The sequence below is a fragment of the Streptomyces sp. NBC_00443 genome (assembly GCF_036014175.1).
Classification (GTDB): Bacteria; Actinomycetota; Actinomycetes; order Streptomycetales; family Streptomycetaceae; genus Streptomyces.
Genome location: NZ_CP107917.1, coordinates 5031011 through 5050919 on the forward strand (window position 1 = coordinate 5031011; position 19909 = coordinate 5050919).

The 19909-nt window shown below is 71.2% G+C and carries 23 protein-coding genes; 13 read left to right on the forward strand and 10 right to left on the reverse strand.

The window, feature by feature from the left end:
* Positions 1-171 precede the first annotated feature (171 nt).
* The 3 genes from OHO27_RS22820 to OHO27_RS22830 all read left to right on the forward strand — a co-directional run bounded on the left by OHO27_RS22820 (position 172) and on the right by OHO27_RS22830 (position 1693).
* Positions 172-534 (forward strand): hypothetical protein, encoded by a 363-nt coding sequence (locus OHO27_RS22820; RefSeq protein ID WP_328426774.1) that lies wholly within the window; start codon positions 172-174, stop codon positions 532-534.
* 172 nt (positions 535-706) lie between these two features.
* Complete coding sequence (locus OHO27_RS22825; protein ID WP_328426775.1) at positions 707-1006, forward strand: hypothetical protein; 300 nt, start codon at positions 707-709, stop codon at positions 1004-1006.
* 336 nt (positions 1007-1342) lie between these two features.
* Positions 1343-1693 carry a hypothetical protein gene (locus OHO27_RS22830; RefSeq protein ID WP_328426776.1) on the forward strand — a complete coding sequence of 117 codons (351 nt, stop codon included), beginning with the start codon at positions 1343-1345 and terminating at the stop codon, positions 1691-1693.
* A 147-nt stretch (positions 1694-1840) separates the two neighbouring features.
* Here the strand turns inward: OHO27_RS22830 and OHO27_RS22835 are convergent, their stop codons facing one another.
* From OHO27_RS22835 to OHO27_RS22845, 3 genes are all read right to left on the reverse strand, one after another.
* Positions 1841-2146: a hypothetical protein gene (locus OHO27_RS22835; RefSeq protein ID WP_328426777.1), complete on the reverse strand. Its 306-nt coding sequence runs from the start codon at positions 2144-2146 to the stop codon at positions 1841-1843.
* A 281-nt stretch (positions 2147-2427) separates the two neighbouring features.
* A complete protein-coding gene (locus OHO27_RS22840) occupies positions 2428-2712 on the reverse strand; it encodes a hypothetical protein (RefSeq protein WP_328426779.1) in 285 nt (94 codons plus the stop codon).
* 210 nt (positions 2713-2922) lie between these two features.
* Positions 2923-3408 carry a hypothetical protein gene (locus tag OHO27_RS22845; RefSeq protein ID WP_328426781.1) on the reverse strand — a complete coding sequence of 162 codons (486 nt, stop codon included), beginning with the start codon at positions 3406-3408 and terminating at the stop codon, positions 2923-2925.
* A gap of 436 nt (positions 3409-3844) precedes the next feature.
* Here OHO27_RS22845 and OHO27_RS22850 point away from each other — a divergent pair, with 436 nt between their 5' ends.
* The 7 genes from OHO27_RS22850 (at position 3845) to OHO27_RS22880 (ending at position 9140) form a co-directional block, all read left to right on the forward strand.
* Positions 3845-4624, forward strand: a complete 780-nt coding sequence (locus OHO27_RS22850; protein ID WP_328426783.1) for a hypothetical protein — start codon at positions 3845-3847, stop codon at positions 4622-4624.
* A gap of 74 nt (positions 4625-4698) precedes the next feature.
* Complete coding sequence (locus tag OHO27_RS22855; RefSeq protein WP_328426784.1) at positions 4699-4980, forward strand: hypothetical protein; 282 nt, start codon at positions 4699-4701, stop codon at positions 4978-4980.
* Between the two features lie 74 nt (positions 4981-5054).
* Positions 5055-6344 (forward strand): wax ester/triacylglycerol synthase domain-containing protein, encoded by a 1290-nt coding sequence (locus tag OHO27_RS22860; protein WP_328426785.1) that lies wholly within the window; start codon positions 5055-5057, stop codon positions 6342-6344.
* A 26-nt stretch (positions 6345-6370) separates the two neighbouring features.
* Positions 6371-6664, forward strand: coding sequence for an acyl carrier protein (locus OHO27_RS22865; RefSeq protein WP_328426786.1), 294 nt, complete (start codon positions 6371-6373; stop codon positions 6662-6664).
* On the forward strand, positions 6661-7869 hold the full coding sequence (locus OHO27_RS22870) for a beta-ketoacyl-[acyl-carrier-protein] synthase family protein (RefSeq protein WP_328426787.1): 1209 nt from the start codon (positions 6661-6663) through the stop codon (positions 7867-7869). The genes OHO27_RS22865 and OHO27_RS22870 overlap by 4 nt, the downstream gene beginning before the upstream one ends.
* Positions 7870-7896: 27 nt before the next feature.
* Positions 7897-8820, forward strand: coding sequence for a wax ester/triacylglycerol synthase domain-containing protein (locus OHO27_RS22875; RefSeq protein ID WP_328426789.1), 924 nt, complete (start codon positions 7897-7899; stop codon positions 8818-8820).
* 17 nt (positions 8821-8837) lie between these two features.
* Entirely contained in the window at positions 8838-9140 is a 303-nt protein-coding gene (locus OHO27_RS22880; protein WP_328426791.1) for a hypothetical protein, read from the forward strand.
* Between the two features lie 13 nt (positions 9141-9153).
* Here OHO27_RS22880 and OHO27_RS22885 read toward each other — a convergent pair whose 3' ends face one another.
* Positions 9154-10041 (reverse strand): aminoglycoside phosphotransferase family protein, encoded by an 888-nt coding sequence (locus tag OHO27_RS22885; protein WP_328426793.1) that lies wholly within the window; start codon positions 10039-10041, stop codon positions 9154-9156.
* 53 nt (positions 10042-10094) lie between these two features.
* Here OHO27_RS22885 and OHO27_RS22890 point away from each other — a divergent pair, with 53 nt between their 5' ends.
* Positions 10095-11501: an NAD(P)/FAD-dependent oxidoreductase gene (locus OHO27_RS22890; RefSeq protein WP_328426795.1), complete on the forward strand. Its 1407-nt coding sequence runs from the start codon at positions 10095-10097 to the stop codon at positions 11499-11501.
* A gap of 277 nt (positions 11502-11778) precedes the next feature.
* Here OHO27_RS22890 and OHO27_RS22895 read toward each other — a convergent pair whose 3' ends face one another.
* Both OHO27_RS22895 and OHO27_RS22900 read right to left on the reverse strand, forming a co-directional pair.
* Positions 11779-12759 (reverse strand): zinc-binding dehydrogenase, encoded by a 981-nt coding sequence (locus OHO27_RS22895; protein ID WP_328426797.1) that lies wholly within the window; start codon positions 12757-12759, stop codon positions 11779-11781.
* Positions 12760-12872: 113 nt separating this feature from the next.
* A complete protein-coding gene (locus tag OHO27_RS22900; RefSeq protein ID WP_328426799.1) occupies positions 12873-14042 on the reverse strand; it encodes an FAD-dependent oxidoreductase in 1170 nt (389 codons plus the stop codon).
* A 206-nt stretch (positions 14043-14248) separates the two neighbouring features.
* Between OHO27_RS22900 and OHO27_RS22905 the strand changes: the two genes are divergently transcribed.
* Positions 14249-14968: a pentapeptide repeat-containing protein gene (locus OHO27_RS22905; protein WP_328426801.1), complete on the forward strand. Its 720-nt coding sequence runs from the start codon at positions 14249-14251 to the stop codon at positions 14966-14968.
* A 270-nt stretch (positions 14969-15238) separates the two neighbouring features.
* Here the strand turns inward: OHO27_RS22905 and OHO27_RS22910 are convergent, their stop codons facing one another.
* A complete protein-coding gene (locus OHO27_RS22910; RefSeq protein ID WP_328426803.1) occupies positions 15239-15739 on the reverse strand; it encodes a hypothetical protein in 501 nt (166 codons plus the stop codon).
* 402 nt (positions 15740-16141) lie between these two features.
* Between OHO27_RS22910 and OHO27_RS22915 the strand changes: the two genes are divergently transcribed.
* Complete coding sequence (locus OHO27_RS22915) at positions 16142-17548, forward strand: M1 family metallopeptidase (protein ID WP_328426805.1); 1407 nt, start codon at positions 16142-16144, stop codon at positions 17546-17548.
* 31 nt (positions 17549-17579) lie between these two features.
* On the opposite strand, the gene OHO27_RS22920 is transcribed toward OHO27_RS22915, so the two are convergent.
* The 3 genes from OHO27_RS22920 to OHO27_RS22930 form a co-directional block, all read right to left on the reverse strand.
* Positions 17580-18053, reverse strand: a complete 474-nt coding sequence (locus OHO27_RS22920) for a hypothetical protein (protein ID WP_328426807.1) — start codon at positions 18051-18053, stop codon at positions 17580-17582.
* A 6-nt stretch (positions 18054-18059) separates the two neighbouring features.
* Positions 18060-19037, reverse strand: a complete 978-nt coding sequence (locus tag OHO27_RS22925) for a bifunctional GNAT family N-acetyltransferase/NUDIX hydrolase (RefSeq protein ID WP_328426809.1) — start codon at positions 19035-19037, stop codon at positions 18060-18062.
* A gap of 157 nt (positions 19038-19194) precedes the next feature.
* Positions 19195-19770 carry a TerD family protein gene (locus tag OHO27_RS22930; protein WP_107906089.1) on the reverse strand — a complete coding sequence of 192 codons (576 nt, stop codon included), beginning with the start codon at positions 19768-19770 and terminating at the stop codon, positions 19195-19197.
* Between the last annotated feature and the right edge of the window lie 139 nt (positions 19771-19909).

The following is a 19909-nucleotide window of genomic DNA, read 5'->3' on the forward strand; positions in this document are numbered from 1 at the left end:
CGAGGACCAGTCACCCTCTGGTCGGTCCTTCACTTCGTAAGCGAAACGGCCCCGAACGTCCTGGACATGGACCGGACGCGGTGGCCCGTATCTCCGATTTCCCGAGGGCACGGCGCGGCCGGTTCGCGGTGTATTGCGCTCGGGCACCCCCCGCAAAAGGAGACGCAACACATGTTCAACGGAAAGAAGATCGCGGCTGTCACCGGGCTTCTCGGTGGCCTCGCCATGGCCTGTCTCGGTGCCGGCCAGGCTCACGCGGCGGGCCCGGGCGTCTGCTCGCTCGACCCCCAGGGCAACATCATCTGTACCCAGCAGGTCCAGGGTCAGACCCCCGAGGGTGACGGGTTCATCGTCCGCCGGTCGGTGAACTGCCAGCCCACCCAGCCCTTGACCCTGCCCACTCCCGGACTTCTGTCCAACGGGCAGACGCGGATCGGCCCCCACATCACCTGCGCCGAAATGGCGCCCACGCCGGCCTCCGACACCAGTGACACGAACGACGCGAGCCCGCTGCTTTCCCGCATCCTGGGCTGAGCTTCCGACGGCGGATGGCCGGACCGGGTCAACCCGGTCCGGCCATCCGCCGTTTCGTATGCCGACACGACACAAGGAAGGGTTAAAGGTCCCAAATTGCTACGGTTTGTTTGTATATGCTCACATTAAGTAGTCAACCAGGGCTTCGTGCCCGGGAAGAAAGGGTCAAACTATGCGCAGGTTTCAGCGCGTTGCGGTCGTAGCCGCAGCGGTCGCAGGACTGTCCGCCTTCGGTGCCGCCGGCAGTGCCTTCGCTCACGAGGGCGACGGCTTTGACGGTCAGATCGTCTCCGCGGTGGCCACCTCGACGGCCAACGCGGTTGCCACGTGGGGCGCTCCGGCCGACAAGGCGCACGCTGCCCCGCAGGCCGCTCCGGAGGCTGCCCCGGCGGTTGCGCCGGAGGCCGCTCCCAAGGCCGCCGCGCCGGAGTACGGCTACGGCGAGTACTCCGCTCCGTACGCCGCTCAGTAGGGAAATGCCGAGGGTTCGGTGCGCAAGTTTCAGGGCACTGCGAATGTCGTCGTGACCACCGCGGGGCGGGTGGCTCCCAACTCCGAGCCGCAGTCGGCCCCTTAGGGCATCGCCTCGAAGCGTCACGACGGGCGCATCGAAATCCGTCGGAACACCGTTATGCATATCGCGCGATCCGCACCCCCAGCTCCTGGACCGGATCGAGCTGTTTTCGACGGTGTGCTGGACAACACCCTTAGCAAATGCAGCCCGGACGCGCGGCAGACCCATCAGGGTGCGCGTCCGGGCTGCAGCAGTTTCCGTATTCGACCTTCTCCTTGCAAAGGAACGCCGTACATGATCGGTCGACAGAAGATCGCAACCGTCTCGGGGCTCCTCGGGGCTCTCGCCGTGATCTACAGCGGTGCCGCGCCGGCGTACGCCGACGAAGACCCCAAGGGTGCCTGCACGATCACCGCGCAGGGGGACATCGTCTGCGTCAAGAAGAGCGAGGTCGTCCGCAAGGACAAGCGCGACGGCTATGTCGTCCAGCAGAAGCACGACTGCTCGACGACGGAGCGCCCGCGCTTCACGCTGCCTGAGGGCCGCATGACGGAGGACGGGTCCACGACGAGCGGCCCGGTCGTGGAATGCAATAACCGGGCGGAGCTGCCCAAGGGTGTCAAGCTCCCCAAATTCACCTTCTGAGGCGCTTTCGCGGCGCGAGCGGAAGATGCCGGACCGGGCGGGATCCCGGTCCGGCATTTCGTTCTTTCCGGGGCTGTTGCCCGGTCGGCAAAAGACCGGTGCCCCGGCTTGGGGCCGGGGCACCGGGGGGAAGCGTGCGGCTCTACGTCACTTGCCGCCGACGGTGTTGCTGCAGCCCATGGACGAGCCCAGGCCGGTCTCCTGCGAGCCGGGGTTGCCCTCGCCGTTCAGCAGGTTGCCGCCCAGGCCGTTCGCGATGCCGACCTGGCCGAGGATGTCCACGTTGGCGTCGTGCGACTTGCAGTTGCTGCTCTGCAGGACGCTGAAGCTCGAGCCCGTGCCCTTGTCCTTCTGGCCCCAGCCGCCTCCGTCGGCGTGGGCGACGCCGGCGCCCAGGAGTCCGATGCTCCCGAGAGCGGCGACCAGGACGGCGGCCTTGTGGAGCTTGTGCATATCCATCTCCGGTGGAGTGAAGTGGGTGCGATCCCTGGCGAGATCGACTTCGAACAGTTACGGAGGCTAATAGGAAATATTTTGGAGAATTCGGCGGCACGCCGAATCAGGGAAAGTCTCACCATCTTGGCCGATGGATAGGAAATTCATATTGTTGTAAGGAATCAAGGCGAATCAGGGCGCATATGTGTGACACAAGAAAGAGTCCCGGCACCGGGCCTGAGGCTCGGTACCGGGACCTGTTCCCGCTCCGGTCGACTAGGCGACCGTCAGTGCCTGGATCAGAAGGCGCTGTTGTTGCAGCCCATCGACGAGCCCAGGTGGGTGTCCTGCGCGCCCGGGTCGCCCTCGCCGTTGAGCGCGCTGCCCAGCAGGCCGTTGAGCACGCCGACCTGGCCGAGGACGTCGACGTTCAGGTCGTGCGACTTGCAGTTGGAGCTCTGCAGGACGCTGAACTTGCCCCCGTCCTTGCCGCCGTGGCCGTCGGCGGTGGCCGTGCCGGCGCCCAGGAGTCCGACGGTGCCGATGGCAACGGCCACGACGGCAGCCTTGCGAAGCTTGTGCATGTCATCTCCGGTGGAGTGAGGTGGGTGCGATCTGTAGGAGATCGACTTCGTACAGTTACGGAAGATTAATACGAAGTATCCCGTTATGTCCCGGAGGCACGCCGGGGCTCTTGATCTCGTGGCAGAAGCACCCGGAAGTCGCATCGTCAACCGTGGCGTGAGGTGAAGGTGCAGGTCGCAGCGGCTCGTTGAACCCCTGAGCCGCGCGCCCTAGCGCGACTGGGCGTGGGCGAAGGAGTTCGCCTGGCTGTTGGCCTGGTCGCAGTCGACGCCGCGGGTCTCGGCGGCCGCGAGGACGGCGACCGGGACGGCCGCGTTGAGCACGGACTGCGGGCTGCACTCCTGGTACGGGCGGAAGAGGTTGGCCTGCTCCAGCGGGCCGGCCGGCGCCGCCGTGGGCTGCTGGTTGACCTGCGGGCTGATCTTCGGGCTCAGTTGGGGGTTGACCTGCGGGCTGACTTCGGCGCCTCGCTGCGGAGCCGGGGCCGCCTGCCGGTGCGCGGTCGGCGAGTTGGAGGACTGCGCGGACGCCTGCGAGCGGGTCCACGAGGCGGCCTGGGTGTCCGGCTGTCCAACGGGTGCCGGAGCACCGCCGTACCCGAGGGGTACGTCGCCGGCGACGCTGGGCGCGACTCCGATGGCCGACAGACCACTGGCTGCTGCTACGACGAGCGCGACCTGATGAAGCTTGCGCATGGAACCCCGGCCCTTCATTGACCTGTGCATGGAACGTATGGAAATGCGACTGCGATGGACCATCGCTCTGACCCTGTGGGGGGAACGAGCCAAATGCCGGGCCGGTCACGTGAGTCGGGGCGTGGTCACCCGTTTGCCGGAGGGTGTTATTCGTCGACAAGCCGCAGAGCCTTTTATCGGATCGATGGCAATGGAGTGACGGAAATCCGGATCCCGTGACCTGGCCGGAGAAAAGTCGTTGCCAGCTGGGAGAGGGCAGCTATCTGGAATCAGAGATGAGGCAAGGGGATCTGCTGCCTGCTCCAGCGTGAAGTCCACATGACAGCTCAGGCATTACCCCTGTAAGGGCGCAGTACGAATATCAGACTGAGCGCACGCATGACTGCACTGAATACAACGGATTTCCCTGTACAGGTAATGAAGGGCCGAGGGTTCCATGCGCAAGCTTCACAAGGCCGCGCTCGTCGTAGCAGCGGCCGGCGGTCTGACCGCCATCGGCGCCGGCGTCAGCGAGGCCGCCGACTATCCCGTCGGGTACAGCGGTGCTCCGGCGCCCGCTCCTGAGCATCAGGCGCCTCAGTACGCTCCGGCGCCTCCTCCCCAGTACGCGGCGCCCCAGTACGCTCCGGCGCCCGCTCCTCAGTACCAGGCACCTCAGTACGCCCCGGCGCCCGCCCCGCAGTACGCGGCGCCCCAGTACGCCCCGGCGCCGGCTCCGCAGTACGCGCCCCAGCAGAGTGCTCCGCAGGCGACGGCGGTGACCAGGTCGACGGGCACCGCCCAGGTCACGCGTCCGCAGCCGGCACCCCACTACGCGCCTCCGGCCCCCGCGCCCGCCCCGGCCCCGCAGCAGCAGACCGGTTACGCCTCCGCCTCGGCCACCTCGGGCGGCTTCGCGCAGGCCTCCGGCTCGCCGCACTCCTCGGCGCCGGCCGCTTCCCAGCCGTCCGTTCCGCAGGTCGTGCCGCAGGTCACCCCGCAGACGGCGCCGCAGGTGATGCCGCAGGTCGCCCCGCAGGTCTCCGCGCCGCAGGTCTTCAACCCGGAGCCCGCGCCGAAGGTCGCACCGCAGGTGAACCCGCAGGTGAACCCTGAGGTGAACCCGCTCATCAACCCGCTGATCTCGCCGGCCAGCGCGCCGCAGGTGCCCGGGCTCGGCCTCGGCCAGGTCGCGGCCCCTCCGGTGGGCCAGCTGGGTCTGCCCCGGCTCGGCTGACAGCCGTTCCGTAAGTCTCCACCGTTCCACAGCGTTTCGCTGCACCCCACATCCGCTCGACCAACGGAGAAGAAATGCGCAAGCTTCAGAAGGTCGCCCTCATGGGCGCCGTCCTCGGCAGTGTCGGCTCCTTCGGTGTCGGCACCGCCGTCGCCCACGGTGAGGGGCGGGCTCACGACGTCGACATCACGCAGGGCATCGAGTGCCGCTCGCACGACATGAACATCGACGTCCTCGGCAGCCTCGGTCTCATCAACGGCGCGCTGGGCAACGCCCTCAACGGCGAAGGCTCCCCGGGCGCGCAGCCCAGCCACCTCGGCTCGGACATGGGCTGCAACAGCGGAGCGCTCAAGTAGACCGTAGGAAGTATTCGGTTCGACGCCCGCTCCATCACGGGGCGGGCGTTTGGACTGCGAGCCGGAGAGACCGCATGAGACTGTCCTATGCCGACGAGATGCTGCTGTTCAACGGGTGTCCGGGTGTCATCGGCCTGGCGGCGGTCCTCTCCGGCGAGCGACCCGACGTGGATCAGGTGCGGGCCCTCGTCGCCGAGCGGTGGGCGGGCATGGAGCGGATGAACTGCGTGCTCGAGGGTCCGAAGGACGATGGCGGGATGGCACGGCAGGGGCTGTTCGGGCGGCCCGGGCGGTCAGCGCGTGTGCGGTGGGTCGTACCGGGGCCGTTCGATCCCGTCGTGCACGTCGCCGTGGCGCGGCACAAGCTGGACGACCTGTGGGCGGAGAGTGTGGACCGGCCGCTCGCCGGCGGGGTGCCGCCCTGGCGGCTCTTCGTCGTTCCGGACGCGACGCACGGCGGTGACTTCGCCCTGGCCCTCGTGGCCCAGCACGCGCTGCTGGACGGGCGTTCCCTGGCGACGCTGATGCGGTCGTTGATGGACGGCCCCGTGACGGCACGGGAGGCGGCCCGGTCGGTGCCCCTCGCGCGGACCGGGCTGCCGGCGGCGGGCCGCGAGCTCAGGACGATGACGGCCGCGGGGCAGGCCCTGCCGCTGCGGCCGCCGGGGCAGGCGTGCTCCTCGGTCGCGGTGACGGAACTGCCCGCGCACACGGTCCGCTCCGCACGCCGGCAACCGGCCGACGGCCCTGGTGCGACGCTGAACGAGCTGCTGGTGGGCGCCGTGGCAGGGGCGCTGCGCGCGCAGTACGGTCCGGTGCGGCGGTGGCGGCAGCGGGACGAGCCCGTCTACACGGCCGTACCGTGTGACCTGCGCAGTCGCGCGAACACAGGGGAACTCGGGAACACCCTCACGGTGGTCCGGGTTCCGCTGCCCGTCGACGTGGACGGTCCCGTGGCGCGGCTGCGGGCGTGTCAGGCCGCGATGGCCACCGTCCCCGAGCGGGCCGCCGTGCACGCGAACGTGCTGTTCCCCGCCGCCGAAGCGGTTCGTCGGACGGGCTCCTGGGTCACCAGGTTTCTGGCCGGCCGCAGCCGGCACTCCTGCTTCGCGGCGACCGCGACCACGGCCATGAAGTGGCCCGGCGGATCGAGCACCTTCCAGGGCCGCCGGCTGGTGCGCACGGTCGGGCTGCCGCCCCTGCAGTACCCGGGCACCGTCAGCCTGACCTTGGCCCAGGCGGGGGACGCGTTCACGCTCACCGTGGTGTGCAACCTGGGCCCGAACGACGCGGGACGGCTCGCGGAGGCGGTCGTCACGGAGTTCGAGACATGGGCCCGGATGGCGACGCCGTCAGTGCCCTGACGGCACCAGGAGATGGAGGCAGTTGCATGGAAGCGGAACACGGCGGCGCAGCGGAACGCGGCGACGTATGGGAGGCGCTGCGCCCGCTGTGCGCGCGGGTGATGTCGGTGCCGCCGGAGGCGGTGGTCCCGCAGGCCCGGCTGGTCGCCGATCTGGGAGCCGACAGCCTGGACATCACCGAACTGGAGGCGGCGTCGGAGGAGTTGTTCGGGGTGTCCCTGAGGGGGACCGACAAGGCCGCGGTGTCCACCGTGGGTGATGTCGCCGACCTCATCGTGCGGATGCGTACCCCTGACGCCCGCAACACCCTCGCCCGATGACCGGCCGACCCGCGGTCGCTGTCACCGGCCTGGGAGTTCGCTGCGGTGCCGGAGCGAGCCCCGCGGCGCTCTGGGAGAGCCTCGTGCAGTGCCGCTCGGCGACGCGGCTGCACACGTTCGACGACGAGGGCGCAGTGCGCTACCCCGCGTGTCCGATGACCGACTTCGACCCCACCGGCTATCTCGCGCCCAAGGAGGTACGGCGGGCCGACCGGTCGGTGCAGATGGCGGTGTGCGCGGCCGTGGACGCCGTGGAGGACGCCGGCGGACTGCACGTCGGTGCCGGGCGGCGGGCGGTGGTCACCGGTACCGGGTACGGCGGGGTGATCAGCCAGGAGAACGGCATCGGCCATCCCGATGTGCTCTACGCGCCCCGGCTGATGAACAACGCGGGTGCGTACTGGGTCAGTGCCCGCCTCCGTATCACCGGGCCCAGCCTGACGATCTCCACCGCCTGTGCCTCGGGCACGCATGCGGTGGGTGAGGCGATGCAGATGATCCGGGCGGGATGCGCGGACGTGGTGGTGGCGGGGGGCCATGACAGCCCGCTGACGCCCACGACGGCGCTGGCCTTCGGGCGGGCCGGTGCGATGGTCACCGAGTGCGAGGATCCCGCTTCCGCGTCACGGCCGTTCGACATCGGGCGGCGTGGGTTCGTCCTCGCCGAAGGGGCCGCGTTCCTGGTGCTGGAGCGGCTGGACCTCGCCCGCGCGCGGGGTGCGCGGATCTACGCCACGCTGACCGGCTACGGACGTACCTCCGACGCCCACCACCTCACGGCACCGCACCCCGACGGTGCTGGGGCCCGGGCGTGCATGGAGCAGGCCCTCGCCGACGCCGGTACGACGGCCGACGCCGTTACCCACGTCAACGCGCACGGCACCGGAACCGAGCTGAACGACCTCGCGGAAGCGCAGGCCATCGCGGCCCTGTTCGGCCCGCGTGCGGTGCCGGTCACCGCGCCCAAGGCCGTGACCGGGCACGGGCTCGGGCTGGCGGGAGCGCTGGAGGCCGTGATCACGGCCTGGTCCGTGCGGGAGGGGCTCGCGCCTCCGACCGCCCATCTGACGCGGCTGGATCCCCGGTGCGAACTGGACGTGGTCACCGGTGAACCGCGCAAGATCCTGGACGGGCCGGTGCTCAGCAACAGCTTCGCCTTCGGCGGTCACAACGCCTGTGTCGTGTTCGACTCACCCCGCGGTTGATCACGAGAGCACGAGAGGTTGTGGAGCATGCGGCTGACCGCCGTCGAGGAAGGGCACCTGCGCAACGGGATGCCGGGGACGATCGGTATCGCCGCGGTGTTCCCCGGTGCGCCGTTCGACCTGGCGCGGGTGCGGTCCCGGGTCCGCGACCGGTGGGGCGGGCTGGACCGGATGAGCCTGGTGCTCCGGCGCCCCGGCGGACCGGCCGCGCTGTCGGGCCATCGGTGGCGGACGGCCCGGCCGTTCGATCCCGTCGCGCACGTCACCGCCACCGACCAGGACCTGCGGTCCCTGCTCACCGACGGCGTCAGTGACCTGTTGCCGGCCGAACGGCCCCTGTGGCGGCTGCTGGTCACGCGGCAGTGCATCGTGCTGCTCGCCCATCACGCGCTGCTGGACGGCAGATCCCTGGAGACGCTGTTCCGGCTGCTGATGGACGAGGCCGTGACCCCGCGGCCCGGCGTCCCGGCCGGAGCGGACCCCGCCGCGGTCGTGCGGCAGCGGTCGCGCGTCGGTGCCGGCAGCGTGTACCGGGAGTTGCGGCGCATCGGGTTCCCCGGCCAGCCCCTGCCCGCGACGCCGGAACTGCGGCCCTCGGTGGCCGTGGTCGAGCTCGACCCGCAGGTGATGCGGGCCGCCCGACGTCAGCCGGCCGGCGGGCGCGGGGCGACGCTCAACGAGCTGCTGCTGAGCGCGTACGCCGGTGCCCTCCACGCCTGCTACGGGCCCCTGCGGACCTGGCCGAAGGCACCGACTCCCTCTACGCCACGGTGCCGGTCGACCTGCGGACCCGCCAGAACGCGGGCCAACTCGGCAACGGCGTCACCGCGCTGCGCATGCCGCTGCCCGTCGACGTCGAGTCCCCGGTGGCCCGGCTGCAGGCATGCCAGGACGAGGTCGCCGGGTTCGACCGCCGCTGCGACGCCCACCGCGCGTTCCTTCCCGCGCTGAAGGGCGCCGCACGGACGGTGCCGTGGCTGGCCGGGGTGATGGCGGAGCGGCTGGCCCGCCCCGAGCTCACCACGAGCCTGTGCACCGCGTTCAAGTGGCGTGACAACCCCAGCCGCCTGCACGGCCGCCCGCTGGCCCGCATCGTTCCCCTGCCGCAGCTGTCCCCACCCGGTACGGCGAACCTCTGCCTCGTGCACACCGCCGACGCCTACACCCTCACCGTCGTCAGCCACCTGCGCGCCGGTGACGCCGAGATGATCGGTGACGCGGTCGCCCAGGAACTGAAAGCGGTGGCAGCGTCCGCCGCTTGGGTGAGCTGAGGGCCGCGGTCGGTCAGCCGCGCGGCGGGCGCAGCCTTCTGGCGATCTCCAGTTGCTCCTCGTCCAGCGGGCGGCCGTCCTCGATGTCCCAGAGGCAGTTCTGGAGGAGGCGGCCGTACGTCCACGCACGCGCGCGTGCGCGGTCCAGGCCGAGGACGTCGGTCATGGCGTCGAAGCGCCAGCGGATGTCGTCGGCGTCGAAGCGGTTGGCGAGGGCGGGCCACAGTTCGAAGCCGGGGTCGCCGGCGAGGGGTTTGGGGTCGATGGCGAGCCAGGGGGCGCGTGCGGAGGCGAGGACGTTCTCGTCATGGAGGTCCCAGTGCAGGAGACGGTCGCCGGGTTCGTCGACGACTTCGCGTACGGCGGCTGCGCAGTCGGCGACGATACGGCGGGCCTCTGGGTCCGGGATGTGCTTCAGCGCACCGGGCGTCTGCTCCAGCATGTCCTGCGCGATGTCGCCGAGGCGGCGCATGCCGGCGGGTGCGGTGAGGGACGTGAGGTGGGCCAGCAGGCGGGCGATGACCTGGACCGATTCGTGGATGTCCGGTTGGTGCGCGAGCATGCCGGACGAGTCGAGGCGTTCGAGGAGCATGGTGCCGGTGGGCTCGTCGTGGTCGAGGAGGCGTACCGCCCCGTCGCCGTCCCACAGGCGCAGGGCGACCGGCTCGCCCTCGCTCTCCTCGTCGAGGAGTTGCAGCTTCAGCACGGCCGGGATGCCGTCCCGGCGGGTCACGGGCAGGACCAGGGCGCTGACCCCGTGCATCGGCCCTCCGTCGACCGTCAGCTCCCAGCGGTCGAGGAACCCGGCCGTCAGGTCCGGGAGCCCGGCGATGAAGGCGCGGCCCGCCTCCCCGTTGTACTCCTGCTGTGATGCGGCGAGCTCCTGCGGAATGTCGATCACTTTGCGACCCTACTGGGCTGCCGGAATCGGCTCATGCGAATTAACGTCCTCCCATGAGCAGCTCGGTCAACGGTGCCGTGAACGGCGCCATCTCGTTCTGGTACGCGCACGACGGCCTCCCCTCGGTGCGGGAGCCGCTCGCGGGGGACACCTCCGCGGACGTGGTCATCGTGGGCGGCGGGTACACGGGACTGTGGACGGCGTACTACCTCAAGAAGGCCGTGCCCTTCCTGCGGATCACCGTCCTGGAACAGAAGTTCTGCGGCTACGGCGCCTCCGGACGCAACGGTGGCTGGCTGTACAACGGCATCGCGGGCCGCGACCGGTACGCGAAGCTGCACGGCCACGAGGCCGCCGTACGGCTGCAGCGCGCCATGAACGACACCGTCGACGAGGTCGTACGGGCCGCGGCGGAAGAGGGCATCGACGCCGGCATCCACAAGGGCGGGGTGCTCGAAGTCGCCCGTACACCCGCCCAGTTGGCGCGGTTGAAGGAGTTCCACGCGCACGAGCTGTCGTACGGCGAGAAGGACCGCGAGCTGTACGGCGCCCGCGAGACCGCCGAGCGGATCCGGGTGGCCGACGCCGTCGGGTCGACGTGGACGCCGCACGGTGCGCGCCTGCACCCCGTCAAGCTGGTCAAGGGGCTCGCGGCGGCCGTCGAGGCGCTGGGCGTGACGATCCACGAGCTGACGCCGGTCACGGAGATCCGGCCCAAGCACGCGGTCACCCCGTACGGCACCGTCCGCGCGCCCTACGTCCTGCGCTGCACCGAGGGCTTCACGGCGGGTCTCAAGGGCCAGCGGCGGACCTGGCTGCCGATGAACTCGTCGATGATCGCCACCGAGCCGCTGTCGCAGGAACAGTGGGAGTCGGTGGGCTGGGCGGGCCTGGAGACGCTCGGCGACATGGCGCACGCCTACATGTACGCGCAGCGCACGGCCGACGGGCGGATCGCGCTGGGCGGGCGCGGGGTGCCGTACCGCTTCGGCTCGCGCACCGACAACGACGGCCGGACGCAGCCCGAGACCATCGAGGCCCTGCGGGAGATCCTGGTCGGGTTCTTCCCGGCACTGGCCGGGGTGCGCGTCGAGCACGCCTGGTCGGGCGTACTGGGCGTACCGCGCGACTGGTGCGCCACCGTCACCCTGGACCGGTCGACGGGGATCGGCTGGGCGGGCGGCTACGTCGGCTCGGGCGTGGCCACGGCCAACCTCGCCGCGCGCACGCTCCGCGATCTCGTCCAATTGGACTCGGGACAGGGCCTGCAGACCGAACTGATCGACCTGCCCTGGGTCGGGCACAAGGTCCGCAAGTGGGAGCCGGAGCCGCTGCGGTGGCTCGGTGTGCAGGGCCTGTACGCCACCTACCGGGCCGCCGACCGGCGGGAGCGGCTGAGCGGCGCGGGGGAGTCGTCGCGGTTGGCCCGGGCGGCGGACCGGGTGGCCGGGCGGCACTGACATGCCCACCGCCGGGGCGGTGGGTGGGGGAGGGGCTCCGCGGTCCGGTGGGGCCCCTCCCCTCGTTTGTGGAGGCCGGCGCGGGTGCGGTCCTTGCCCCCAGACGGTTGCCGTCGGATATCCCGAGGTCTTCCTGGGCGGAGGGGAGCGCGATGTTCACCAGACCCCACAGCGGCGGGGGTCGACGTCCCGGGCGTGTTCACCCGTTCGGGTGACGGTCAGCCGGCCAGAAGGCCATGATTCGGGGCGTATCGCATCTGGGGAGTGTTTTGGCCGGTCACGGCTCCAGCACCACCTTTCCGGTGGTCGCACGGGTTTCGAGGGCGCGGTGCGCGGCTGCCGCCTCAGCCAGCGGGAAGCGCTGCACGGCCGGGGTGAGGCGGCCCGCGGCGGCCTCGGCGAGGGCGCGCAGTTCGAGGGTCTGCACGGGGGTGGGGCCGCCGGCCCGGCGCATCATCGCCGGGCCGAGGACGTTCTCGGAGACGCCGTCGACCAGGTAGGGCTCACCGTCGTGCAGCCCCTGTCCGGACCAGCCGAAGACGAGGTGCCTGCCGCCCGCCGCGAGCAGGGCGACGCATTCGCGGGCCACTTCGCCGCCGACGCCGTCGAAGACGACCGTGGCACCCCGGCCGCCCAGGAAGGCGCGGACCTTCCCGGGCCACTCCGGGTCCGTGTAGTCGACGGCGAGATCGGCGCCGTTGTCCCGTACCCGGGCCGCCTTCTCCGGTCCCCCGGCCAGCCCCACGACGACGGCACCGGCGTTCTTCGCGTACTGCACGAGCAGGGTGCCGATGCCGCCCGCCGCCGCCGGGACCAGGGCCACCGCGTCCGGGCCGAGCTCGGCGAACTGCAGGATCCCCATCGCCGTACGCCCCGTGCCGATCATGGCGACGGCCTCCGCGAAGTCGAGGTTCTCCGGGATCTCGTGGACGCGGTCGACGTCCGTGACGGCGAGCTCGGCGTAGCCGCCCGGGGCGAACCCGAGGTGGGCGACGACGCGCTTGCCGAGCCAGAGCCGCGCGACGCCCTCACCGAGGGACTCGACGACTCCGGCGACCTCACGGCCGGGGATCGTGGGCAGCGTCGGCGGCTCGGGCGCCGGGCCCTGGATGCCCTGGCGCAGGGCCGTGTCGAGCAGGTGGACGCCCGCCGCGGCTACGGCGATCCGGACCTGGCCGGGTCCCGGTACGGGGTCGTCGAGCTCCTCGTGGGTGAGGTTCTCGGCCGGGCCGAAGGTGTGCAGACGGATGGCGTGCATGTGGGATCCCCCATGAGACGGGCCACGTGGACGGTCACCTGGACGGGTCACGTAGACGGGTCGCGTAGACGGGCCATGTGGCTCGGAAGCTGTCGGGAAGCCAGCCTTCAACCTCAAGCTTGCTTGAGGTCAAGGGCGTTCCGGCCGAGGGCCAGGGAGACGGCCGTGAGCGCGCTGTTGAAGGAGACCTCGGACAGGACGCCGGGGGCGGCGACCTGGTCCCCCGCCAGGTAGAGCCCGTCGCCCCGGTCGACGGCCGGGCGGTCGCGCCAGCTGGTGCCCGGCAGGTCGACGGCGCCGGTGCGACCGCTCGCCACGGACTCGCGCCGCCAGGTGACGCGCTCGCGCCAGCCCGGGAAGCCGAGGTCGAGGAGCTGCTCGGCACGCGCGATGCCGGCTGCCCTGCTCTCGTGCGGGGCGATCGGGATCTGCCCCTGGACCAGCTGCTCACCAGCCGGCGCCAGCGACCGGTCCTGGGCGGTGAACCGCTCCAGCCACCCGGTCTCGTCGAGATCGGAGACGGCGAAGGCATCCCCGCGCCGGGTGCGCAGGGCGACGTCGACGAGTGCCGTACGCCCGCTGGTCCACGTCAGCGAGTCGTCCTTGAGGAGGCGGCGGGCGGCGTCGAGTGAGGTCGCGACGACGACGGGCGCGTCGGTCGTCAGGTCGTCGAGGCTGTCGATGCGGGAGAGGGTCTCCATCCGCACCCCGAGGTTCCACGCCCGGGCCGCCATCCGGTCGATCATGGTCGCCCAGCCGCCGCGCGGGTAGTGCGCCTCCGGCGGCAACTTGGTGGCCCGGCGCAGCCGCTCCTGCACGAACGCCGCGGACAGGGTGCCGGGGTCGTGGTGGAACAGCGCGACGGCGGAGTAGTGCGCGGCGGCACGGGCGCCCTCCTCACCGGCGATCCCGGTGGCCCACGTCATGAAGTCGACGTCGACGGGCGCCTGCGGCAGGCCCCGGCGCAGCAGCTTGAGCATGGCGAACGGCGGGGTACGGCGCAGGACGCCCCGGTGCCGCAGCCGCAGCCGGGCCGCCTCCAGGGGCGGGAGCGGCGCGAGCGGCCCGATGAGGTCCCGCTGCTTGAGCCAGGCCCAGTGCGGGCCTGCGTTGTAGAGGGCGTGCGGTCCTTCGTTGGTCCGGTACGGCCCCTCGGTGGTCCGCGCCCGCCCGCCGAGGGTGTGGTGGGCTTCGTACACGGTGACCTTGGCGCCCGCCTCTGCGGCGGTGATGGCCGCGGTGAGTCCGGCGAAGCCGCCGCCGATGACGGTGATGCGGTGCATGGCTGGGGGTCTCCCTCGTGCTCGGGGTCGCCTTGCTTCCCTGCTGTGTGAGTACGACGGTCCTGGGCCCCCGGAATGTGACATGGGGGTGGTGGGGTGCGGGGTCGGGGCGGTGTCGGCCTGGCCCCGTTGTCGAGTCGGCGCGAGGTCCGCGGGAGTCGGCGCAGGCCGGAGGGATTGTCAGTGGTGGGGTGCAGCATGGGGGCATGGCGAGGAGAGCGATGGGTGCGGGCGGCGGTTCCGGCGATGCGGGCGGTCCGGGCAGGGGCGGCGTGAAGCGCGCGCGGCGGCCCGAGGTGCGGCTGCCGCGGCTGGAGCCGTTCCGGGACGGGGAGTTGGAGCCGGACGGGGACTACGACGGCCTGGAGTTCCGGGAGGAGGACCTCACGGGACAGGACGGCGGGGGCGCCCGCTTCATGGACTGCGCGCTGCGGGGCTGCGCCCTGGACGAGACGAGACTTCACCACGCCCGCATCCTCGACTCGGTCCTCACGGGCCCACGCGGTGTCGGGACCGACCTCGCCGAGTCGACCCTGCGCGATGTGGAGCTGGTGGACGCCCGGCTGGGCGGGGTGCAGCTGCACGGCGCCGTCCTGGAACGGGTCGTGATCCGAGGCGGCAAGATCGACTACCTGAACATGCGCAAGGCCAAGCTCCGAGACGTCGTCTTCGAGGGCTGCGTCCTGGTCGAGCCGGACTTCGGGGGCGCCCGGCTGGAGCGCGTGGAGTTCGTGGACTGCGCGCTGAAGGGGGCGGACCTCACCGGGGTGACTCTGACGGACGTGGACCTGCGCAGGGCGGGCGAGCTGGACATCACGCGGGGGGTGGACCGGCTGGCCGGGGCGGTGATCAGTCCTTCGCAGCTGCTGGATCTGGCGCCGGTGCTGGCGGCGGCGGTGGGGGTGCGGGTGGAGGCTGAAGAGTAGGGCTAGGGGCTAGGGGCCAGGGGAGGGCACGGGGGGCGATCAGGGGGGCTGGTGGCCGACCGGTGTGCGGTGCCCGGACGCCTGCGGTATGATCAATCTCGAGCTGGTCGCCGGAACTCGCGGTGGTCGGTGTTGCGTTGGTGGTCCAAGGAAAGACGTCCCGCTTCCTGCGGGGAGATGCAGGTGCAAGGCCTGCCCGGCGCTCGGATCAGGAGCCCCATCCCACGTTGTTCGGGATGGGGCTCCTTCGTTGTCCGTCGGGCGGCGGGACTACGCCGGCCTGGGGAAGCGGGCCTGCAGGGTCCAGATCGCCGGGTTCTCGGCCAGGTCCTCGTGCAGGTCGATCAGGTCGGCGATCAGGTCGTGCATGAAGTCGCGGGCCTCACGGCGCAGTTCGGCGTGCGAGAAGGTCAGCGGGGGTTCCTCCGCCCGCATCCAGTCGGCCTCGATGTCGACCCAGCCGAAGCGGCGCTCGAAGAGCATGCGGTCGGTGGACTCGGTGAAGTCCAGTTCCGCGTGCTGGGGGCGGGCTGCGCGGGAGCCGGCCGGGTCCTGGTCCAGCAGCTCGGCGATGTCGCACAGCGCCCAGGCGAAGTCCAGCACCGGCACCCATCCCCAGGCTGTGGACAACTCCCGGTCCGCCTTGGTGTCGGCGAGGTACACGTCGCCGCAGAACAGGTCGTGGCGCAGGGCACGGACGTCCGCGCGACGGTAGTCCGTCTGCGGGGGGTCCGGGAAGCGGTTGGAGAGGGCGTAGCCGATGTCGAGCACGGGGGTGATGGTGTCACGGGTCGGCGCGGGGCGCGGATGCGAGGTGGGGCGGCTGCGCGAGCTGCGCGGCTCGGGTGTGGGCGGGGACGCGGGGGCGCCGCGGCTCGGGGTGCAGGCACGGAGGGCAGACCGGTGGGGCCGGGGCTCGTGCTGTGCGCGGAGGTGGCGGTGCCGGGGGCCGGGTGCAGGCGCGGAGGGCGGTGGTGCCGAGGCTCGCCTTGTGTGCCGAGGTGGCAGTTTCGCGGCTCGGTGTAGCCGCGGCGGCGAGGTGTTGTGGCTCGCGCTGTGCGCCGAGGTGACCTTGCTGCGGTTCACGTGCAGGCATGCAGCCGGCTGGGGTCGTGGCTCGCGTCCGTGCGCGGAGGTGACGGTGTCGGCGGCCGCGCTCATAGGATCACTGGTGTGTCCCGTTCCGCACCTGTTGTCCCGCCCGTCGTCTGTGGCCTGCTCGCCCTCGTTCTCACCGCGTGCGGCGGCGTGCACGGCACCCCTGGTGGTTCCGGTGTGCGCGACCCGTACTTCCCCAAGGCCGGCAACGGTGGCTACGACGTCACGCACTACGACCTCGACCTCGCCTACGACCCAGACGACCGCCACCTCACCGGCACCGCCGAGATCACCGCACGTGCGGGCAAGGACCTCTCCGCCTTCGACCTCGATCTGAAGGGCATGGACGTCGAGCGGGTCACGGTGGAGGGCGAGCGTGCCCGTTGGAGCCGTAACGGCCAGGAGGTCGTCGTCCGGCCGCGCGACGAGCTCGACAGGGGCGAGACCTTCCGGCTCACCGTCCGCTACTCCGGCACCCCGCAGACCATCACCGACCCGGACGGCTCGGAGGAGGGGTGGCTCCCCACCGCCGAAGGCGCGCTCGCGCTCGGGGAGCCGACGGGGTCCATGGCGTGGTTCCCCGGCAATCACCACCCGTCCGACAAGGCGTCGTACGACATCGCGGTGACCGTCCCGGAGGAGCTCCAGGTGGTCTCCAACGGTGAGTTGGCCGAGCGGAGCACCGACGACGGCCGTACGACGTTCCACTGGCGCACCGCCGAGCCGATGGCGAGTTACGTGGCCACGCTCGCCATCGGGGACTACGACATCCGCCGCTCCAGCGTCCCGGGTGCGGCCGGCAGCGCGCTGCCCGTCTACACGGCCGTAGCCCCCTCCCAGGCCCGTTCCAGCCGTGAAGTCCTGGCCCGGCTCCCCGAGATCGTGGAGTGGGCCGAATACAACTTCGGTCCCTTCCCCTTCTCCTCCACGGGCGCGATCGTCGCCCGCGAGAACGCCTCCGCCTACGCCCTGGAGACGCAGAACCGGCCCGTCTTCCCCGGCGCCCCCGGCACCGAACTGCTCGTCCACGAACTGGCCCACCAGTGGTTCGGCAACTCCGTGACGCCGAAGAGCTGGCGGCACATGTGGCTGAACGAGGGCTTCGCGACATACGCGGAGTGGCTGTGGCAGGAGGACAACGGCGGCGACAGCGCGCAGGAGACCTTCGACGCCCTGTACGACCACGGCGAGGACGAGTACGAGGACCTGTGGTCCTTCCCGCCCGCCAAGCCCACGAGCGCCTCGCACATCTCCGGCGATCCGGTCTACCAGCGCGGTGCGATGGTCCTCCACAAGATCCGCCAGGCCGTCGGTGACGGCACGTTCTACGACATCGTCCAGGGCTGGACGGCCGACCACCGGCACGGGAACGCGGACACCGCGGACTTCATGGCGTACGTGGAGAAGACGGCCCCGGACGAGGACTTCACGTCCGTCTGGGAGGACTGGCTGTACGGGGACGGAAAGCCCGCGCAACCGTGACGCCGCCCCCGGGTCCTGTCGCGACGGCTGCTCAGGATCCCCGTTCGAGATCCCGCCGCATCGCCGCACGGACCGCCCATATCGCCTCCGCGTGCCTGAGCCGCCGATCCTGCAGCAGCGGGGAGTCGAGGGGTGGATCACCGGCTGCGAACCCGTCCTGGAGGTTCCGCAGGGTCGCGTAGACACCCTCCAGCAGGTCGGACATCTCCTGCGGCGCGCAGATCAGAGCGGTCTCACGGGCCTCGTCGCAGCCGGAGGAGCGGAACGCCTCCCGTACGGCCGTCTCGCGTGCCGCCTGTTCCTGGTCGCGGCCGGTGACCGCGGCCGCGTGCATGGCCTCGTACGCCAGGCGGTACTTCGTCAGGACCGTCACATAGATCTGTCGGCGTTCCTGCCGGGTCCGGTCGGTCAGGTCCCGGCGCCAGCGGGCGCGGTCCGCGAGGAGCGTCGAGCCGACGCCGACGAACGCGCCGAGGGCGGTGCCTGCCAGGGGCGTCCAGTCCACGCCGGTTCAGGCCTCCCCGCCCGCTTCCCACTCGTCCAGCAGGCGGGCCAGGTCCGGGGGCCACAGGGGTTCCGGGGCCTTGGCGAGGTCTGCTCGGGGCCACCACTGCCACGTGAGGATGCCGTCGGCCGCGTGGGCCGCGGGGAGGTCAGGACCGGTCGGGCTTCGGTGCGGGCCCCGGGTGACGTAGATGTGCTCGTGCTGGCGGACCGGGGTGCCGGAGTGGGTGAAGTCGTGCTCCCAGGTGCAGAGCAGGGGGCCCGGTTCGAGGTCGGTCCAGCCGGTCTCCTCGCGCAGCTCGCGCAGGGCACCCTCCTGGGGCGTCTCGTCCGCCTCCAGGCCGCCGCCGGGGAGGGCCCAGTGGACGCCCACCTCGACGTTGTCGTACCGGAACATGAGGACCGAGCCCTCCGGGTCGACGACGGCGACTCGGGCGGCCTGGCGCGGGGTGCGCGGCGCGCTGTCGGGATCGATGAGCGGCTTGCGCAGGACGGTGCAGGCGCGGCCGAGTTGGAGGTCCTCGCCGTAGCCGACGACCTCGTAGTCGAGGGCGGTCCAGAAGGCGATGGCGTCGGGGTTGTTGTCGAGGACGGCGAGGCGTACGGCCGTACGGCCCGTGGTGCGCAGGCGGTCCTCGACCAGGGCGGCCAAGCGGCGTCCGTGCCCCTGGCGTTGGGCACGCGCGTCCACCATCAGCATGCCGATCCACGGGTCGGGGTCGGACGGGTCCGGGTGACGGGCGAGCGTGATCACGATCCCGACCAGCTGCCCGGCACTGCGGGCCAGCAGGACCTCCGCGTCAGCGTTGGCCAACTCGTCGGCCAGCGCGGCCGCCACCTGCTCGGGCCGTACGTCGTCCGGGTCCGGGAACTCGCCGCTGAGCGCGTGGAACTCACGGTTGGAGGCGTAGAGCGCGGTGAGCTCGGTGAGGAGCGGGGCCGGGATGTCGTGGTCGGGGCTGAGGGGGAGCGGGTCGAGGATCACGTGGGGCAACCTATCGAAGACTTGAACGAGCGAAGACGCGGGTGATCGCGGCCCTGGACGACCGAGGCCCTGGCCGGCCGAGGTTCTGGACGAGCGAAGTCCCAGAACGCCGGAACCCCCGGCCGAAGCCAGGGGTTCCTGCACAGCGAGGCGTCCGTCAGACGTTCACGCCGAAGTCCTGCGCGATGCCCACCAGGCCCGAGGCGTAGCCCTGGCCGACGGCGCGGAACTTCCACTCGGCGCCGTTGCGGTAGAGCTCGCCGAAGACCATGGCGGTCTCGGTGGCCGCGTCCTCGGACAGGTCGTAGCGGGCGATCTCGGCCCCGCCGGCCTGGTTGACGATGCGGATGTAGGCGTTGCGGACCTGGCCGAAGTTCTGCGAGCGGTTCTCCGCGTCGTAGATCGAGACCGGGAAGACGATCTTGTCGACGTCGGCCGGGAGACCGGCCAGGTTGACGTTGATCGCCTCGTCGTCGCCCGCGCCCTCGCCGGTGCGGTTGTCACCGGTGTGGACGATGGTCTGGTCCGGGGTCTGCTTGTTGTTGAAGAAGACGAAGTGTCCGTCCGAGTAGACCTTGCCCGTGGGGTTGACCGCGATCGCCGAGGCGTCGAGGTCGAAGTCCGTGCCGGTGGTGGTGCGGACGTCCCAGCCGAGGCCCACGGTGACGGCGGTCAGGCCCGGTGCCTCCTTGGTGAGCGAGACGTTGCCACCCTTGGACAGGCTTACAGCCATTGTTGGGAGTCCCTTCCCTCGTTGCGGTACGGCTAGAAGCTACAGCTACCCCTATGAACGCAGTGAGGGGTACCTCAAGTTCCAGGTGTCTTTACTTTCTTTGCCAAAGAGCACCCGTAGGGGATATTCGCGTGACGTG

Bases quoted from the DNA above. Each gene is read 5' to 3' on its own strand.
- OHO27_RS22820 (WP_328426774.1), top strand. From the start codon at position 172: ATGTTCAACGGAAAGAAGATCGCGGCTGTCACCGGGCTTCTCGGTGGC.
- OHO27_RS22825 (WP_328426775.1), top strand. From the start codon at position 707: ATGCGCAGGTTTCAGCGCGTTGCGGTCGTAGCCGCAGCGGTCGCAGGA.
- OHO27_RS22830 (WP_328426776.1), top strand. From the start codon at position 1,343: ATGATCGGTCGACAGAAGATCGCAACCGTCTCGGGGCTCCTCGGGGCT.
- OHO27_RS22835 (WP_328426777.1), bottom strand. From the start codon at position 2,146: ATGCACAAGCTCCACAAGGCCGCCGTCCTGGTCGCCGCTCTCGGGAGC.
- OHO27_RS22840 (WP_328426779.1), bottom strand. From the start codon at position 2,712: ATGCACAAGCTTCGCAAGGCTGCCGTCGTGGCCGTTGCCATCGGCACC.
- OHO27_RS22845 (WP_328426781.1), bottom strand. From the start codon at position 3,408: ATGCGCAAGCTTCATCAGGTCGCGCTCGTCGTAGCAGCAGCCAGTGGT.
- OHO27_RS22850 (WP_328426783.1), top strand. From the start codon at position 3,845: ATGCGCAAGCTTCACAAGGCCGCGCTCGTCGTAGCAGCGGCCGGCGGT.
- OHO27_RS22855 (WP_328426784.1), top strand. From the start codon at position 4,699: ATGCGCAAGCTTCAGAAGGTCGCCCTCATGGGCGCCGTCCTCGGCAGT.
- OHO27_RS22860 (WP_328426785.1), top strand. From the start codon at position 5,055: ATGAGACTGTCCTATGCCGACGAGATGCTGCTGTTCAACGGGTGTCCG.
- OHO27_RS22865 (WP_328426786.1), top strand. From the start codon at position 6,371: ATGGAAGCGGAACACGGCGGCGCAGCGGAACGCGGCGACGTATGGGAG.
- OHO27_RS22870 (WP_328426787.1), top strand. From the start codon at position 6,661: ATGACCGGCCGACCCGCGGTCGCTGTCACCGGCCTGGGAGTTCGCTGC.
- OHO27_RS22875 (WP_328426789.1), top strand. From the start codon at position 7,897: ATGCGGCTGACCGCCGTCGAGGAAGGGCACCTGCGCAACGGGATGCCG.
- OHO27_RS22890 (WP_328426795.1), top strand. From the start codon at position 10,095: ATGAGCAGCTCGGTCAACGGTGCCGTGAACGGCGCCATCTCGTTCTGG.
- OHO27_RS22895 (WP_328426797.1), bottom strand. From the start codon at position 12,759: ATGCACGCCATCCGTCTGCACACCTTCGGCCCGGCCGAGAACCTCACC.
- OHO27_RS22900 (WP_328426799.1), bottom strand. From the start codon at position 14,042: ATGCACCGCATCACCGTCATCGGCGGCGGCTTCGCCGGACTCACCGCG.
- OHO27_RS22905 (WP_328426801.1), top strand. From the start codon at position 14,249: ATGGCGAGGAGAGCGATGGGTGCGGGCGGCGGTTCCGGCGATGCGGGC.
- OHO27_RS22930 (WP_107906089.1), bottom strand. From the start codon at position 19,770: ATGGCTGTAAGCCTGTCCAAGGGTGGCAACGTCTCGCTCACCAAGGAG.